General features: G+C 55.7%; 15 protein-coding genes. 13 read left to right on the top strand and 2 right to left on the bottom strand.

What is annotated here, in order from left to right; translation table 11 throughout:
* The first annotated feature begins 14 nt into the window (after window positions 1–14).
* The 8 genes from KO499_RS11890 (at window position 15) to KO499_RS11855 (ending at window position 6604) form a co-directional block, all read left to right on the top strand.
* Window positions 15–668, top strand: coding sequence for an MlaC/ttg2D family ABC transporter substrate-binding protein (locus KO499_RS11890; protein ID WP_215983978.1), 654 nt, complete (start codon window positions 15–17; stop codon window positions 666–668).
* Complete coding sequence (locus tag KO499_RS11885) at window positions 665–997, top strand: STAS domain-containing protein (RefSeq protein WP_215983977.1); 333 nt, start codon at window positions 665–667, stop codon at window positions 995–997. The genes KO499_RS11890 and KO499_RS11885 overlap by 4 nt, the downstream gene beginning before the upstream one ends.
* A gap of 104 nt (window positions 998–1101) precedes the next feature.
* Window positions 1102–1344, top strand: coding sequence for a BolA family protein (locus KO499_RS11880; protein WP_215983976.1), 243 nt, complete (start codon window positions 1102–1104; stop codon window positions 1342–1344).
* A 28-nt stretch (window positions 1345–1372) separates the two neighbouring features.
* Window positions 1373–2635: a UDP-N-acetylglucosamine 1-carboxyvinyltransferase gene (gene murA, locus KO499_RS11875; protein ID WP_215983975.1), complete on the top strand. Its 1263-nt coding sequence runs from the start codon at window positions 1373–1375 to the stop codon at window positions 2633–2635.
* Window positions 2636–2664: 29 nt separating this feature from the next.
* Window positions 2665–3306 carry an ATP phosphoribosyltransferase gene (gene hisG / locus KO499_RS11870; RefSeq protein WP_215983974.1) on the top strand — a complete coding sequence of 214 codons (642 nt, stop codon included), beginning with the start codon at window positions 2665–2667 and terminating at the stop codon, window positions 3304–3306.
* A gap of 51 nt (window positions 3307–3357) precedes the next feature.
* Complete coding sequence (hisD, locus tag KO499_RS11865; RefSeq protein ID WP_215983973.1) at window positions 3358–4662, top strand: histidinol dehydrogenase; 1305 nt, start codon at window positions 3358–3360, stop codon at window positions 4660–4662.
* Window positions 4663–4730: 68 nt separating this feature from the next.
* Window positions 4731–5783 carry a histidinol-phosphate transaminase gene (gene hisC / locus KO499_RS11860; protein ID WP_215983972.1) on the top strand — a complete coding sequence of 351 codons (1053 nt, stop codon included), beginning with the start codon at window positions 4731–4733 and terminating at the stop codon, window positions 5781–5783.
* Window positions 5784–5860: 77 nt separating this feature from the next.
* Window positions 5861–6604, top strand: a complete 744-nt coding sequence (locus tag KO499_RS11855; protein WP_228339925.1) for a Nif3-like dinuclear metal center hexameric protein — start codon at window positions 5861–5863, stop codon at window positions 6602–6604.
* Window positions 6605–6727: 123 nt separating this feature from the next.
* Here the strand turns inward: KO499_RS11855 and KO499_RS11850 are convergent, their stop codons facing one another.
* Window positions 6728–7168 (bottom strand): YhcB family protein, encoded by a 441-nt coding sequence (locus tag KO499_RS11850; RefSeq protein WP_215983971.1) that lies wholly within the window; start codon window positions 7166–7168, stop codon window positions 6728–6730.
* Between the two features lie 231 nt (window positions 7169–7399).
* Here KO499_RS11850 and zapE point away from each other — a divergent pair, with 231 nt between their 5' ends.
* From zapE to KO499_RS11825, 5 genes are all read left to right on the top strand, one after another.
* Window positions 7400–8497, top strand: a complete 1098-nt coding sequence (gene zapE, locus KO499_RS11845; RefSeq protein ID WP_228339932.1) for a cell division protein ZapE — start codon at window positions 7400–7402, stop codon at window positions 8495–8497.
* An 86-nt stretch (window positions 8498–8583) separates the two neighbouring features.
* Window positions 8584–9768 (top strand): thiolase family protein, encoded by a 1185-nt coding sequence (locus KO499_RS11840; protein ID WP_215983969.1) that lies wholly within the window; start codon window positions 8584–8586, stop codon window positions 9766–9768.
* A gap of 402 nt (window positions 9769–10170) precedes the next feature.
* On the top strand, window positions 10171–12003 hold the full coding sequence (locus KO499_RS11835) for a DUF1302 domain-containing protein (RefSeq protein ID WP_215983968.1): 1833 nt from the start codon (window positions 10171–10173) through the stop codon (window positions 12001–12003).
* Between the two features lie 34 nt (window positions 12004–12037).
* Window positions 12038–13399: a DUF1329 domain-containing protein gene (locus tag KO499_RS11830; RefSeq protein ID WP_215983967.1), complete on the top strand. Its 1362-nt coding sequence runs from the start codon at window positions 12038–12040 to the stop codon at window positions 13397–13399.
* A gap of 211 nt (window positions 13400–13610) precedes the next feature.
* On the top strand, window positions 13611–16316 hold the full coding sequence (locus KO499_RS11825) for a LuxR C-terminal-related transcriptional regulator (RefSeq protein ID WP_215983966.1): 2706 nt from the start codon (window positions 13611–13613) through the stop codon (window positions 16314–16316).
* On the opposite strand, the gene KO499_RS11820 is transcribed toward KO499_RS11825, so the two are convergent.
* Window positions 16282–17196 (bottom strand): acyltransferase, encoded by a 915-nt coding sequence (locus KO499_RS11820; RefSeq protein WP_215983965.1) that lies wholly within the window; start codon window positions 17194–17196, stop codon window positions 16282–16284. The two genes, KO499_RS11825 and KO499_RS11820, sit on opposite strands and share 35 nt — an antisense overlap.
* Window positions 17197–17208 lie beyond the last annotated feature (12 nt).

The following is a 17208-nucleotide window of genomic DNA, read 5'->3' as shown; positions in this document are numbered from 1 at the left end:
AACAGGAGATCCTGATGTTTGCAATGAGACACCATATTCTGCTCGGCCTGATGATGGCCCTGGCTCTGGTCTTGCCGGTACAGGCTGGCGAAGCGGAGGATCTCCGCGAGTATGTGGATAAAAACACCCAGCGGCTGGTTGACCAGCTCAATGAGGAGCGAGGTCTGTACGAGCGGGACCCGGAAGCGTTCTACAGGAGCATGGATCAGGCGCTGACGGATTTTGTGGATTTTCGCCGAATTGCGGCCCGGGTGATGGGTCGCTATGCTCGCCAGACGACTCCCGATCAGCGGGACGAGTTCGTGGCCAAGTTCAAGCGCAGCCTGTTTGACAGTTACGCACAAGCTTTGGTCAATGCGGATGATTTCGAAATCCAGGTCAAGGAAGCGACCATTAATCCGCAGAATGAAGGGCGGGCGTCTGTGGAAATGGAAGTGATCAGCGCATCTGGTGATCGCTACCCGGTGATTTATTCGATGTACAGGAATTCGGAAGGCAACTGGCTGATGGAAAACGTTATTGTTGAAGGCGTTAACATCGGTTTGGCTTTCCGTGACCGCTTCAGTCAGGAAATTGAGGAAAATCGCGGTCAGATTCAGGCCGTGATTGACGGTTGGGGCGACACTGTTGAATCCCTGAATCTGGAGCAGGAAGTCGACAATTCATGACTGCGGCCACACCGCGGGTCCTGCTCTCTGATGGAGTGCTGGTCGTTTCCGGCGAGGTAACCATAGACACTGTGGTCGGCGTCAGAAGGCAGGGTGAGAAACTGATCAGCTCTGTCACCAGCAGCCTGGTTGTTGATCTTGGCGGACTGGTGACCGCCCACAGTGTGGTTTTGTCTATGCTGCTGTGTTGGCAGCGCCTTGCGCGTCGGGCAGGTATTTCGCTGTCGTTCCGGGGTGTCAGTGGGCCTTTGGCCTCACTGGCGGCGTTGAGCACCCTTGATGAGCAGTTCGCGGGGTTTGGCCCGGAATTCCCGCATTCCCTCCGCTGACTTTGCCAGTTCCGGCCCTTGTGTTTACGGGACGGTAAAGCTGACCCGGGCGCCGGAATTGGTTACAATCTCGCCCCTGATTTCAAAACACCCGAGGATTTTCTATGGATGCCGCCCAAGTCACTGAGCTGGTCAAGGAAGCGTTGCCCGGCTGTGAAGTTCAGGTACAGGTTGATGGTAGCCATTACCTGGTCGTCGTGGTGGGTGATGTATTTGAAGGCCTGCCGACCATCAAGCGCCAGCAGCTGATCAATAAGGCGCTGTTCCAGCAGATTATGGATGGCTCGATTCACGCACTTCATCCGAAAGCATTTACGCCGGCTGAATGGGCAGAGCGCCAAGGCTGAGCGGCCCGGACAAAACAGGACATTTATTGTGGATAAACTTCTGATCAGAGGTCGTAAGCCTCTGGATGGTGAAATCCGGATTTCGGGTGCCAAAAACGCCGCACTGCCAATTCTGGCGGCAACTCTGCTGGCGGATGAGCCGGTGACTGTCGGCAACTTGCCGCACCTGCACGATGTAACCACCATGATCGAGCTTCTGGGCCGTATGGGCGTAGAAGTGATTATTGATGAAAAAATGAGCGTGGAGATTCACGCCAATACCATCAAGCACGTTCACGCGCCCTATGAACTGGTGAAAACCATGCGCGCCTCGATCCTTGTGCTGGGCCCGCTGGTTGCCCATTTCGGCGAAGCCGAAGTTTCCCTGCCCGGTGGGTGCGCCATCGGCAGTCGACCGGTGAACCTGCACATTCACGGGCTGGAAATGATGGGCGCGGACATCAAGGTTGAGAATGGCTATATCAAGGCGAAGACTAACGGCCGCCTGAAGGGCGCCCATATCTTCCTCGATACCGTCACTGTGACCGGTACTGAAAACCTGATGATGGCTGCAGCACTGGCAGACGGTAAAACCATTCTGGAAAACGCGGCCCGTGAACCGGAAGTCGTTGATCTTGCAGAATGTCTGATCGCCATGGGCGCTGACATCAAAGGGCATGGCACCGCCACGATCGAAATTAACGGTGTAGAGCGTTTGCACGGATGCCATTACAACGTGCTGCCTGACCGTGTTGAAACCGGTACTTACCTGGTAGCTGCGGCAGCCACCGGTGGCCGGGTGAAGCTGAAAGATACCCGGGAAGATCTTCTGGAAGCCGTTGTGCTCAAGCTGGAAGAGGCGGGTGCTCACATTAATACCGGCCCGGACTGGATTGAGCTGGATATGAAAGGCAATCGCCCGAAGGCGGTGAGCCTGCGTACGGCGCCTTATCCCGCATTTCCAACGGACATGCAGGCCCAGTTTGCAGCGATGAATGCAGTGGCCGAAGGCACAGGTACCATCGTGGAGACCGTGTTCGAGAACCGGTTCATGCACCTTCAGGAGTTGATCCGCATGGGTGCCGAGATCACGCTTGAAGGCAATGCCGCCATCATCAAGGGCGTTGATCACCTCACCGGTGCGCCGGTCATGGCCACGGACCTCAGGGCATCAGCCAGTCTGGTCATAGCGGGGCTCATGGCTGACGGCGATACCATCGTAGACCGTATCTATCATATAGACCGCGGGTACGAGTGCATCGAAGAGAAACTGCAGTTGCTGGGTGCTACCATCCGCCGCCTGCCAGCGTAAAAGACAACAACGGGAAACCGGAATAACCCATGACAGATTCCATTACCATCGCCTTGTCGAAGGGACGAATCCTGGAAGAGACCCTGCCGTTGCTCGCGGAAGCGGGTATTGAGCTGATCGACGACGTCAAGAAATCACGCAAACTGGTATTCCCGACCACGGATCCCAATGTGCGAGTGTTGATCATCCGGGCCACAGACGTGCCGACCTATGTTCAGTACGGAGGGGCGGATCTCGGGGTGACCGGCAAAGATGTTCTGATGGAGCACGGCGGAGAAGGGCTGTACGAGCCGCTGGACCTCAATATTTCCCGTTGTCGCCTGATGACCGCCGGCCCGAAAAATCAGACTCCGCCACCTGGTCGCATCAAGGTGGCGACAAAGTTCGTGAACCTGGCTCGCCGTTATTATTCTGCACAGGGGCGCCAGGCCGATATCATCAAGCTATACGGTGCCATGGAGCTGGCTCCGATATTGGGGCTTGCCGATGAAATTGTCGATATCGTCGACACCGGAAATACCCTGAAGGCCAACGGTCTGGAAGCCCGGGAGCTGATAGAGCATATCAGCAGCCGGCTGGTGGTTAATCGGGCATCCATGAAGATGAAACACGAGCGTATCAACCCCATCATTGAAAAGATGTCTGCAGCCGTGGACAAACGTCGGCCCTAGTGCAGGGTCGGTCAGGAACGTTAGAAGTTAATCCAATACAGGATTTGAGTTATGACCGCCAAGATCACGAGATTAAACGCTTCACAAAGTAACTTTGACAGCTCCCTGGCCAAACTGCTGGCCTGGGACGATAGCGTTGATCATCAGGTGAACGAGTCGGTACGTCATATCCTGCATGAGGTGAAAACCCGCGGAGATCAGGCGGTTCTCGAATTTACCGAGAAGTTTGATCGCTTGAAAGTGGGGGCTGTTGCTGAACTGGAAATGACCCAGAGTCGTTTGCAGCAGGCTCTGGAAACCATTCCCGGGGATCAGCGTGTGGCGCTGGAAAAAGCGGCTGGGCGGATTCGGGATTACCACGAACGTCAGAACCAGAAATCCTGGCAGTACGCGGATGACGATGGGACGGTTCTTGGCCAGAAAGTCACACCGCTGGATCGGGCCGGCCTGTATGTGCCCGGCGGTAAGGCGGCTTACCCGTCATCTGTGCTCATGAACGCCATTCCGGCCAAGGTTGCCGGTGTCAGTGAAGTGGTGATGGTTGTTCCGACACCCGACGGCGTTGTAAATGATATGGTTCTGGCTTCTGCCGCTATTGCCGGCGTCGACCGGGTGTTCACCGTTGGTGGCGCTCAGGCCGTTGGCGCGTTGGCCTATGGCACAGAAACCATCCCGGCGGTCGATAAAATCGTCGGCCCGGGCAACATCTTCGTTGCCACCGCCAAGCGGGAGGTTTTCGGCGTTGTTGGTATCGATATGATCGCAGGCCCCTCCGAAATCCTGGTGATCTGCGACGGTAAAACCGATCCTGACTGGATCGCCATGGATCTGTTCTCGCAGGCAGAGCACGACGAGCAGGCACAGTCCATTCTGATCAGCCCGGATGCAGCGTTTCTGGATGCCGTCGAGGCCAGCATCAACAAGCTGCTGCCGACCATGGAGCGGGCCGATATCATCCGAACCTCCATGACCGACCGTGCCGCGCTGATCCAGGTTGCTGATCTGAAAGAAGCCGCTGCGGTTTCCAACCGAATCGCTCCGGAGCATCTCGAGTTGTCGGTTGAAGAGCCAGAGGCCATGCTCGAAGACATCCGCCATGCCGGCGCTATTTTCATGGGTCGTTACACCGCCGAGGCTCTGGGCGATTACTGTGCGGGCCCGAATCATGTTCTGCCGACCAGCGGTACTGCGCGATTTTCCTCGCCCCTGGGTGTATACGATTTCCAGAAACGCTCTTCCATTATTGGTTTCAGCGCCGCTGGCGCCGACCGTATGGGGCGTGTGGCGTCCGTTCTGGCCCGGGGCGAGGGGCTTACGGCTCACGCCCGGTCGGCCGAGTATCGTATTGAAGACTGAGAGACTGCATCCCCTATTTGCGCACGGAGGCTGGTGAAGACCGGCAGACCGTAAGCTCGGAGTTAGAAATGAGCAAATTCTGGAGCCCCCTGGTAAACGACCTGGTTCCCTATGTTCCCGGCGAACAGCCAAAAATGGCGAACCTGGTAAAGCTGAACACCAATGAGAATCCCTTTGGCCCATCACCCCGGGTTGTCGACGCCATCAAGGCGGAACTGAACGACGGCCTCCGCCTCTATCCGGATCCGGAAGGTGAGAGCCTGCGCGAGACCATTGCGTCCTATCACAGCCTCAAGCCAGAACAGGTATTCCTTGGTAACGGTTCGGACGAAGTCCTGGCGCACATCTTTTTCGGCCTGTTTCAGCATGACGAGCCCATCCTGTTCCCGGACATCACTTACAGCTTCTACCCGGTGTACTGCGGCCTCTATAACATCCAGAGCAAAGTCGTTCCGCTCACCGAGAGCTTTGAAATTAATCCGGACGACTTCAAGCAACCCAATGGCGGGGTGATCTTCCCGAACCCGAATGCGCCGACCGGTCGCTATCTGGAATTGGCGCATGTTGAAGAAATTCTGAATTCGAACCCGGATCGAGTGGTCGTGGTCGATGAAGCCTATATTGATTTCGGTGGCGAGTCGGCGATCACTCTGGTCGACAAGTATCCGAATCTGCTGGTGTCACAGACACTTTCCAAAGCCCGTTCACTGGCCGGTTTGCGGGTAGGTTTCGCCGTTGGTCATCCAGACCTGATCGAGGCACTGAACCGGGTCAAGAACAGCTTCAACAGCTACCCACTGGATCGACTGGCCCTGGCCGGCGCGAAGGCGGCCTACGAGGATGAAGCCTGGTTCCGGAAATGCTGCGATGGCGTTATCTCGGAACGCGAGCGCGTAACGGCGGCTCTCGGGGAACTGGGGTTCGAGGTGTTGCCCTCAAAGGCAAACTTTGTGTTTGCCCGTCATAAAGATCAGCCTGGAGAGGTTCTGGCGAAAGGCTTGAGAGAGCAGGGCATTATTGTTCGCCACTTTAACAAGCCGCGCATTAGCGAGTTCCTGAGAATCACCATTGGTACTGTCGAGCAGAATGATGCTTTGATTGCTGGCCTCGAAACACTCTAGCCCGCGTTTTGGCGGGCAGGGCAGGTGGGCACCCCCTGCTCGTCCAGATTGCATGAAATAGTCAGGAGAGGGGTTTTATGGCGAATCGGAACGACATCCTGAAGAAAATCAGCGAGTGGTTGCAGCCGGAGAATTTTCAGGACTACTGTCCAAATGGATTGCAGGTCGAGGGCAAATCTGAGATCGGCACCATTATTTCTGGTGTGACTGCCACACAGGCGCTCATCGAAGCGGCAATTGAAGCAAAAGCCGATATGATCCTGGTCCATCACGGTTACTTCTGGAAAGGTGAAGACCCGCGAATCCAGGGCATGAAACGCGAGCGCTTGAAGCAACTTCTGGACAATGACATCAATCTTGTTGCCTACCATCTCCCGCTGGATGATCATCCGGAGTATGGCAACAACCGTCAGCTGGCAGATGTTCTCAACATCAAGAATCCGCGTCCATTAGGCGGTCTGGTTTGGGAAGGTGAGCTGGAAGACGCAATGTCTCCCGAGAAGTTCGGCCTTCATATCGCCAGACAGCTTCATCGTGAACCGCTCTGGGTCGGAGAAGGTCCTGCAATGATCAAACGGGTGGGTTGGTGCACCGGCGCTGCTCAGGGATTTATCAGCACTGCTCTGGAGGCGGGCCTTGATGCCTACATCAGCGGTGAAATCTCCGAGCCGACAACGCATACCGCCAGAGAGTGTGGGATCCACTATTTTGCAGCTGGTCATCATGCTACCGAGCGCTATGGTGTTCAGGCTCTCGGAAAGGCGTTGGCGGAGGCGTTCGGCGTTGCTCACACATTCATTGATTGCAACAATCCGGTCTAGCAGAAGACACTGGGCCAGATCTGGTTTTTTATCTGGCTGAGAAGGGGGCGGCTATCCCGCGCCCTTCCTGAGCCTGGCCGTTTTATCGAGACCTAACGCCCAAGCTTTTGCCGGAATAGAAACTCAGGCCTGCGGGGCCTTGTCGCCTTTCTTGAGGCCGAAGTCTTCAGCCAGTGTCCCGGAATCCTCAGGATCTGTCTTGGGTGCGTAATCCCGTGGTGGTTCGGCGGAGTCCTCGCGAACTTCTTCCAGACGTTTCTTGGATGTTTCCTGTGCCAGCTCTTCCATCCATTCTTCGTCATTGCAGAGACGATTGGCACCGCGGGCCATGTGCTGGTTTACGTCGCGGTATGCGTCATTGAACCGTCTCAGCAGGTGGGCCGATTCCATGAAGTGTTCATTCACCTGGGCCTGGTAGCGGGTATACTCGCTTCTCAGTTCCTCAATCTGCTGTTCCGCCCGGCGTTGCCGAAGTGTCGTTCCCTGCCCGGAACGGCCAACAAGTACCCCGATGACAATGCCAACAACCAAAGCGGCAATCGCTGCCAGAATCAGGTTTGTCATATGCTGTGTCGTCCTTTTGCCTAGAAGTGAGCCAAGCCCCGATACACGAGTATAACGCCCCGGGCGCCATCATCCCATTATTGTCGCCTGCGCCAATCGTCGTATTGATGGACCGGACGGTCAACGTGGCGAAAATCCGCCAAATGCGCGACAATACTGCGCCGAAATCTACGATCAACTTCCGGGAATACCTTGATGACAGCTGCGATGTCCTCCGAAATCAGTGTGACCATGACCCCTTGGCAACGTTACCAGAAGGATCTTGAACGCCCGGATTTCAGGCAGGATGCGGCCCAGGAGGATGCCGTCAAGCGCCTCCAGTCACTTTACGACAAACTGGTGGAAGCCGAAAGGGATCGCGCCAAACCCAAAGCGAAACTTTTGCGCAAACTTAAAAAAGGCAAAGAAGAGCCGGTTAAAGGTCTGTATTTCTGGGGCGGAGTAGGTCGCGGAAAAACCTATCTGATGGACACGTTCTTCGAATCCCTGCCATTTGATCGCAAGATGCGGGTTCACTTCCATCGCTTTATGCAGCGGGTGCACAAGGAACTCCGATCCCTGAAGGGGGAGAAGAACCCGCTGGAGCTGGTTTCCAGGAAGTTTGCCGATGAAACCCGGGTTATCTGTTTCGACGAGTTTTTCGTGTCGGACATTGGCGATGCCATGATCCTTGCCACTCTTATGGATGGTCTGTTTAGCCGGGGCGTCACTCTGGTGTGCACCTCCAACATTGTGCCAGATGGCCTGTACAAGGATGGTCTGCAACGTGCGCGTTTTCTGCCGGCAATTGAGCTGGTAAAGAAACACACGGATGTGGTCAATGTGGATGGCGGAGTGGATTACCGTTTGAGGACACTGGAGCAGGCGGAGCTGTTCCACTCGCCCCTCGATGAGAACGCGGATATCAGCCTGCGACAGAGCTTTGATGCTTTGGCCGTAGAGGCGGGAAAACACAGCAAGGCTATGGAAATCAATGGCCGGAAAATTCCGGCCCAGGCCCATGCCGACGACGTTGTCTGGTTCGATTTCAAAGACGTGTGTGACGGACCCCGAAGCCAGAACGACTACATTGAAATGGCCCGGCAGTTTCACGCCATTATTGTCAGCAACGTGCCTGTGCTCGGCAAGAGCAAGGACGATCAGGCCCGCCGTTTCATCAACATGATCGACGAATTCTACGACCGTAACGTCAAGGTGATTATTTCGGCGGCTGCGCCGATTACCGAACTCTATGCCGGCGGCCGTCTGAGCTTCGAATTTGAACGCACCGAATCGCGGCTGCTTGAAATGCAATCGCAGGAATATCTCGAAGCCCCTCACAGACCCTGAATAAAGATAACAACCCTGAGCAGGTCGGATGTGCAAGGCGCAATCCGACACAAAGCCTGTCAGACAACCAAAAGAGAGAGTCACAAATGAGCGCAGACAACGTCGTTATTGTAAGCGGTGCCCGTACCCCCATGGGTGGATTCCAGGGCAGCCTGGCTAACGTGAGTGCCACCGACCTCGGTGCCATCACTATTGCCGAGGCGGTAAAACGCGCCGGGCTTCAGCCTGCAGATGTGCAGGAAGTCATCATGGGTAACGTGCTCCCTGCAGGTCTCAAACAGGGCCCGGCTCGTCAAGCCATGCGCAAGGCCGGCCTTCCGGATTACACTGGCGCGACAACGGTCAACAAGCTTTGTGGCTCCGGTATGAAGGCCACTATGTTTGCCCACGACCTGATCAAGGCGGGTAGCAATGACATTATGATCGCCGGCGGTATGGAGAGCATGTCCAACGCACCCTACATTCTGCAAGGTGTCCGCAGCGGTTACCGCATGGGCCCTGGTCAGGCACCCCAGGATCACATGTTCCTTGATGGACTCGAAGATGCCGAAACAGGCCGGTTGATGGGGGCGTTCGCTCAGGAGATGGCCGACAAGAAAGGCTACACCCGTGAGGAAATGGACGAATACGCCATTACCTCCCTGACCCGTGCAAAAAAGGCGATCGATGAAGGGTTGCTGAAGGATGAAATCGTTCCGGTTACTGTAAAAAGCCGCAAGGGGGAGGCGGTTGTCGAGGATGACGAGCAGCCACACAACGCCAAGATCGATAAAATCCCGAGCCTGCGTCCCGCTTTCGCCAAAGACGGCACGGTGACAGCCGCGAACGCGTCCTCGATCTCGGATGGCGCTTCTGCACTGCTGCTGATGCGCGAATCCGAAGCCGAAAAGCGGGGACTTAAGCCCCTGGCCCGTATTGTTGGCCACAGCACGCAGTCTCAGCATCCTTCGGAGTTCACTTGTGCGCCGGTGGGAGCCATCGAAACTCTGTTCGGAAAAACCGGATGGACCAAAGACGATGTTGATTTGTTCGAAATCAATGAAGCATTCGCCATGGTTGCCATGATGCCTATCCGCGAACTTGGTCTCGATCCTGAGAAGGTCAACATTCATGGGGGTGCCTGTGCACAGGGGCACCCCGTAGGGTCTACCGGTTCCCGCCTGCTGGTAACTCTGATGTATGCCCTCCAGCGTTACGGTAAAAAGAAAGGCATCGCTGCCCTTTGCATCGGGGGTGGTGAAGCTACGGCTATGGCAATCGAAATGCTCTGATTCTGCCAGCCGAATTACCAGGCCGTCGCTTTCACATAATGCTCATTGGCAGAATGAGTGGATCGCGCACACCAGGGCCTGGTGCTGAGGGGGGGCGAATGCTTTCCGGGAAACACGTCACCCCTCAGCGCTTCACCCGACCTGAAACCGCAATCAAATCCGCAAAAAAAACCACCAAAACCAAAGTGGTTGCATCCAAATTTGTTGTCTATAGTGATTCTGTGCGACGAAACCCGGCGGTAATAGAGGTGTGAGAGCAAAATCATACTTTTGACTGATCAAAGCGCCCCAGAGCGTTAGCTATAGTGCCAACATCACGAGCACTGTGCATGAAGCCTCCAATACATCGTGAACACCAATAATCAGAGCAGCGACTCAGAACAACAATGGAGTAGCCTTCCAATGACAAGAAAAACACATCAATGGCAGCGTTGGACTAAATTACCGCTGGCCGTGGCAGTTGCAGCCGGTATGTCCGGTCAGGCGACAGCCTATTCGTTCTATATGGGCGACGTGGAAGCCCAGTTCAATACCACATTGTCTGCCGGCGCCGGGTGGCGGGTTGAAGATCAGGACAAGCGTCTGATCGCCCAGGGTAACCTGGGGCCTCAGTTTGCGAATACGACGGTTGGCGCTTCCACCAACAACTACGACGATGGCAACCTGAACTTTGATAAAGGCGATACCTACTCGAAAATTGTCAAAGGTAACAGTGAGCTGTACCTGAACTATTACGTTGATAATGCTTACCTGACTCGAGTTGGCGGGCTTCTGCGCGGTCGCTATTGGTACGACTTTGAACTGAAAGACGAGAGTCGGGCAGTTGATGACGTTGGTAATACCCGTGAACTGAACGACTCAGCGAAAGCCAATGCCTCCGGGGGTGAGATTCTCGATGCCTACGTCTTCTCGGATTGGTACTTTGGTGATGTCCCGGTAAGTCTCCGTTATGGCAAGCAGGTTGTAAGCTGGGGTGAAAGCACGTTTATCCAGGGTGGTATCAACGTTATCAACCCGGTAGACGTTCCGGCATTCCGGGCGCCGGGCTCTGAATTGAAAGATGCACTTTTGCCGGTCGAGATGTTCTACATGTCTGCCGGTATTACTGAGAACCTCACAGTAGAAACCTTTGTGCAGGCTGACTGGGAGCCGGTGCGCCCGGATGACTGCGGAACCTTCTTCTCAACGAATGACTTTGCCGCTGATGGCTGTGGTCCTGTATTGCTGGCGGGACAGTTGTCGGATTCTCAGGCTTACGAGCAAGGGTTTATCGCTCCCCGGCTCGGCGATGACGAAGCTGATTCCAAAGACCAGTTCGGTGTTGCGTTGCGCTGGTACGTGCCTGAGCTGAACGATTCTGAGCTGGGCTTCTACTACATCAAATACAACAGCCGGTTGCCGTACGTAAGCGGGCAGGTTAATGATCCTGCCAATGGCGTACAGTTCCCCTCGTATTTCATCGAATACCCAGAGAACATCAACCTCTACGGTATCAGTATCAACACCACCACCCCGGGTGGATGGTCTCTTGGTGCTGAATACAGCTTCCGTGAGAACCTGCCTCTGCAATGGAATGCGTTCCAGCTGATTTACGGTGGTCTGCAGCTTCAGAACCCGGTTACCGGCGACAACGCCAGTCAGTTGCAGGACCAGCGTTTGGCTGAAGCCGGAGGAGCGGATCTCAGCGGGCAAGCTGTGAGCGGTAATGACCGTTTCAAGGTTTCTCAGGCGCAATTCACGCTGATCAAGTTCTTTGATCAGGTTATGGGGGCCAGTCGTCTCTCTCTTATCACCGAATTTGGTGCGACCTACGTCCATAATTTGCCGGACTACGATGAAGCCCAGTACGGCAGATCGGGAACGTTTGGCATTCCGGCATTGCCTGGCGGTGGGTGTGAGGTACTTAACCTGAACTCCACTTACTGCACTACCGATGGGCTCACAACCGACTTCTCCTGGGGCTACCGTACACGCCTGGTGTGGAATTATCCGAATGCTATTGCCGGCGTCAATCTGTCACCACAGTTGGCCTGGAGTCACGATGTTGAGGGCTACAGTCCGCAACCGGGTGGCGCTTTCAACGAAGGCAGCAAAGCCATCGGTTTGTCGTTGCAGGCGGTGTATCAGAACAGCATCACCGGCAATATCGGTTATACAAACTTTTTCGGCGGCAAGCCGTATAACGAGTTGACTGACCGCGACTTCGTGAGTGCGAGCGTTTCATACTCATTCTGAACCCGGAAAGAATTCGTTGAACGAGGAAATTTACATGAAACTGAACAAGAAACTACTGGCCACAGGCGTTCTGGCAGCGAGCATGATTGCCGGCCAGGCCTGGGGTGCGGTTTCTGCTGAAGAAGCGGCCAAGCTGGGTGATTCGCTGACACCGATGGGTGCCGAAAAAGCGGGCAACGGTGGTGAGATTCCAGCCTGGAACGGAGGCTTGACCACTCCGCCAGCGGGTTATAAGGGTGACGGGATTTATGTGAATCCATTCCCGGATGAGCAACCGAAATTCACCATTGATCAGAGCAACGTCGATCAGTACAAAGACAAGCTGTCTCCGGGTCAGGTTGCGATGATTGAGCGTTATGACGACTACTTTATGCCGGTGTACGAAACCCATCGTACCGCTGCATACCCTGATGAGGTCATGGCGAAAACGGTTGAGAACGCAAGCGCGGTTGACCTTATCAAGGACGGTAACGGTCTGGGCAACTATCAATCTGCCACTCCGTTCCCGATTCCCCAGAATGGTCTGGAAGCGATCTGGAACCACATCACCCGCTATCGCGGAGGTTCAGTCCAGCGCACGGTTGGTCAGGTAACGCCGACCGAAGGCGGCGCCTTTTCCGTGGTGAAATTCCAGGATGAGCTCACGTGGCGAACCTACCTCGACGACTATAGCCCGGAGGATGACGCGAACGTTCTTTTCTATTTCAAGCAGGCGATAACCGCTCCGGCCCGTTTGGCAGGTAACGTACTGTTGGTGCACGAAACCATCGATCAGGTTGCCGAACCGCGCCGTGCGTGGGTATACAACGCGGGTCAGCGTCGTGTTCGTCGGGCGCCCCAGGTGGCCTATGACGGACCGGGTACCGCGTCTGACGGCATGCGTACATCCGATAACTTCGATATGTTCAACGGCGCTCCGGATCGCTACGACTGGGAGCTGGTCGGCAAGAAGGAAATGTATATTCCGTACAACTCCTACAAGCTGGTGGACCGGAGCCTGAGCTACGATCAGATCGTCAAGGCTGGACATATCAACCAGGATTACACTCGTTACGAGCTGCATCGCGTATGGCACGTCCGGGCAACTCTGAAGGACGGCGCGCGTCACATCTACGGACAGCGTGATTTCTACATCGATGAAGACTCCTGGCAGGCGTCTATCATTGATCATTATGATGGCCGTGGTGAGCTCTGGCGCGTGGCGGAAGCCCACAATATGCAGTTCTACGATCAGGACGTGCCCTGGTATGCTATCGAGACCCTGTACGATCTGCTCTCGGGCCGTTACCTTGCACTTGGCCTGACCAATGAAGAAGAAAATCCGTATGAGTTTGGCGTAGAGCGTCGCTCAAGGGATTATACGCCTGCTGCACTGCGCCGAGCCGGTACCCGGTAAGCGCTATTGCCAGACAGGGAAAACGGCGGGCTCAGGCCCGCCGTTTTTTTAACACACGAGAAAGTCCTTTCACGTCAAAATTTTGCAGCCCACCCCTCAATTGGTTTAACCTACATCTCATACTAAAGGCGTACCCGATGTCGGTCGCCGTGCTTACGTTAGTGTAAGATCCACTTGTCCGGCAATGGAAGGCAGTTCAGGCCGGAGTTAAATGGGGCAGTGCGTGAAACCATTCAATGACGGCTGTGCAGCCAACGACGAATACCAGTCAGCGAACAGTGGTCTTCAACGGGGTGAGCTGATCAGAGACCTGCTCCGGCAAAGGTTACAGCTTCCCGCGGTTCCGTCCGAACTGCTGGCCCGGCCCGGGCTTGATAGCAAACTCTCCGAGGCACTGACGTCCAGAGGCGTTCTTTTTTTGGAAGCGCCCTGTGGCTACGGGAAATCCCAGGCCGTAATCAGTGCGCTGGGTAGTTCACCGATACCAGCCGATCAGATTCGCTGGGTTTCATTGAATTCCCAGGATAATGCGCCGTCCCGTTTCCTGACTCTGCTGGCGATTACTCTGGATGTGCCAAGCATCCCGGATCAGGGGCTGCAAAGTGGCGCGACCTTCTCAGACACCCTGTCGATGATGCAGGCTGGATGGGCTCGTAAAACTACCGTTCAGCCCAGGATTCTGGTGCTGGACAACCTGCATAATCTCAGCAACCCCGCGGTTGTGGATCTGCTTCAGCAACTGATTGCTGATTTACCGGCCGAATCCTCCATTGTTCTGATTTCGCGCACCGCATTGCCCTTTGAGACTCACAGTCTTGAACTGGAGAATCGGTTTACCCGCATCGGGCCTGAAGCACTCGAATTTTCTCGTTCAGAAACCTTCCAGTTTTTCCGTTCGGCGACGGCAAATGGTGGATTGACCAGTGTCGCTGTGGATAGTCTCTACGACATAACCGAAGGCTGGGCGACGCCCCTGGCGCTGTATCGCCGGGAGGTGTGCCAGAATATTGAAAGAAAGCCGATTCAGGAAGCGCCAAGTGTTGAGCGGTTTCTCAAGGAATCGGTCCTTGGCAGCCTCACGCCGGGGCAGATGCGTTGTATGCGTGGTATTGCCGAGCTTGAGTTGTGTTCCGACGAATTGTTCCTGGCGCTGGAGCCGCTCTTGCCGGATGCCGGGTTTGTTCCTTCCCAGGCCGTCGAGCGGGGCTTGCCGTTGAGGTCCATGCCCGGCCGCGGACGTTGGTATCGCCTTAACCCGCTCTTGCAGGAGTGGCTGAAGTCCCCCGTCATGGCAGGATATACCGAGCGAATGTCCCGGGCCAGTCGATGGTTCGGTGTGCGCGACCAGTTCCCTGAGGCCCTCAAGTACGCGTTGTTGGCGGGCGATGCCGAGGAGGTTATTCGTATAGCTTCTGAGGGCTCAGAAGCCTTGCTGCTGGGACAGGATACGGCGTCACTGTTGCGGCTTCGCAAGAGCTTGCCGCCCCAGCTTCTGGAACGGAGCGTGCGTTTGCGGATTGTTTATAGCTGGGTCCATGCTATCGGGGGCCAGTTCCGCCAGGCCAGGGCGCTTATTGACGGCCTGAGTGAGGCCGAGCAGCAGGAACAGGCGGCGCGCATCTGTGCACTGAAAGCGTTTATCCTCAGAGGCGAGGGCAGCGTGGGCTCGGCCCTGGAAATGGCCGAGCGGGCCCTGACCGAAGGCGAACTTAGTTCCCAGGGGCAGCTGGTGACCCAAATGGTTCGGTCCAGTGCCCTGTGCGCCGCGGGACGTTTCCAGGAGGCACGTGAAGCCAATCGGGCGGCGTCGAGACTTGCCCGGGAAGCCGATGATTCCGGCTGTGAAGCCCTGGCTGTATACGCCCATGCCCGAATCGAACTGGGTAAAGGCGCCCTCAAGCACGCTGAGCAATTGTTGCGGACCGGTCTCGATACGGCCATGCAGGAGCTGGCACGCCCTGCCCGGATTGGTGAGACCCGCCTACAGCTGAATCTGGTGCTGGTACTCTGGCATCAGGGCCGTGAGGCTGAGGCAGATCGTCTCCTCGTTATCTGCGGACGCCATGCCGAACAGACCCGTGATCTGGGGCTGCTGCTTGCGATGACGATCCGCGTATTGATGTGTCGATCTCAAGGGCGACTTGAGGATGCGTTTGTCTGGATTGGGCGGGCCGAGCGTACCATGCATTCATGGCAAGTCGATGAGTCCCTGTTTGTGCCGGTTCTGGAGGCTCTCAAAGCCAATTGCTGGCTATCTCAGAATCAGATCGACAGCGCAGATCAGGCCGTTCGGAAACTGGCTCCCTACCGGGAGGCCGGTTGCGTGCCGGAGCTGTTCCCGATGATGCCGGGTCTGTTGGATTGTCTTCAGGTTCGGGTTGATCTCGCGCGCGGCGATGTCATTCGGGCAAAGGAAACTCTGCAAGGCATACGTGAGCGCTATGAAGGCGTGATCCCGTGGGGCGTGGAGTTGCATATGCGCCTGCTGGAGGCTGTCATTGTTCTGGATGAGAAGGGCGCAGTTGTTGCTCTTAAAATTCTGTCTGCAGTCGTTAATCAGGCGGCTGAAGAGCACTTCATCAGTCCCTTCCGGGAACTGCGGGGTGAGCTGCAGGATTTGATGGCAAAGGGCTTTGGTCAGCTGCCAGCGAGTGCATTCAAGGACGCACTGGGTGACTTGTTCGAGCTGCCGGTGGCGGGTGCGGCCGGTGCGGATGCCCTCGCCGAACCGATCAGTGAGCGAGAGCAGGGCGTGCTTGAACTGATTGCCCGAGGGCTCTCAAATCAGGAAATTGCTGACAAACTACATATTTCCCTGCACACGGTGAAAACTCATGCTCGTCGTATCAACGCCAAGCTGGAAGTGAAATCCAGAACCCAGGCTATTGTCCGGGCCCGGGAGCTTGGGCTGCTTTAAGCTCATCAATCCGGGCATCTTTCTCTGCCCAGATCTGGCTCACCCAGCGTTGAAACGCGATCCGGATTTCCCGGTTATTTTCGTAATCCATTCCCAGAAACTCATCTGGAATTTCGCGTACACGTACGTCAATAATAATCCTGTGTATTCGCCCGCACAGGTAATCCCAGAAACCTGCACGACCTTCCGGGTATACAATGGTGACGTCCAGCATGGTGTGAACCATCTCTCCCATTGCGCCCAGTACGAACGCCGTGCCGCCGGCCCTGGGTTTCAGAAGGTGCCGGTAAGGTGAATTCTGGCGCTTGTGCTTTTCCGGTGTAAACCGAGTGCCTTCCATGAAATTAAAGATGGTCACCGGCGTGTAGCGGAATTTTTCGCAGGCCGCCTGGGTGGCTGCGACATCTTTGCCTTTCAGATCGGGGCGTTTGGCAATCTGCTCTTTGGTATGGCGGTGCATAAAGGGGAAGTCCAGCGCCCACCAGGCGACGCCGAGAAATGGCACCCAGATCAGTTGCTTCTTCAGGAAGAACTTCAGCAAGGGAATACGGCTGTTGAGTACATATTGAATAGCGGGTATGTCGGCCCAGCTCTGGTGGTTGCAGGTTACAAAATACCAGTTTGTACGACTGAGATTTTCAACGCCACGAACATCCCATGTGACCCGGTGCAGAAGCTTCATGAGTACATTGTTGAAGCCGATCCAGATCCAGGCGATGGTATTCAGGACTACTGTGCAGCCTTTGCGGATTGCGGTAATCGGCAACACAAGTTTCAGCAGGGCGAATACCAGAAGAGCCGGGAACAGCACCAGCGTGTTACACAAGATGAGCAGGGCCGCTAAAGTCCCCTTTAACGGCGCGGGGAGAAAATTGAGCATGGGGTGGGGTCT

The sequence above is a fragment of the Marinobacter sp. F3R08 genome (assembly GCF_018860425.1).
Classification (GTDB): Bacteria; Pseudomonadota; Gammaproteobacteria; order Pseudomonadales; family Oleiphilaceae; genus Marinobacter.
This window is presented reverse-complemented; position numbering and strand designations above follow the sequence as displayed.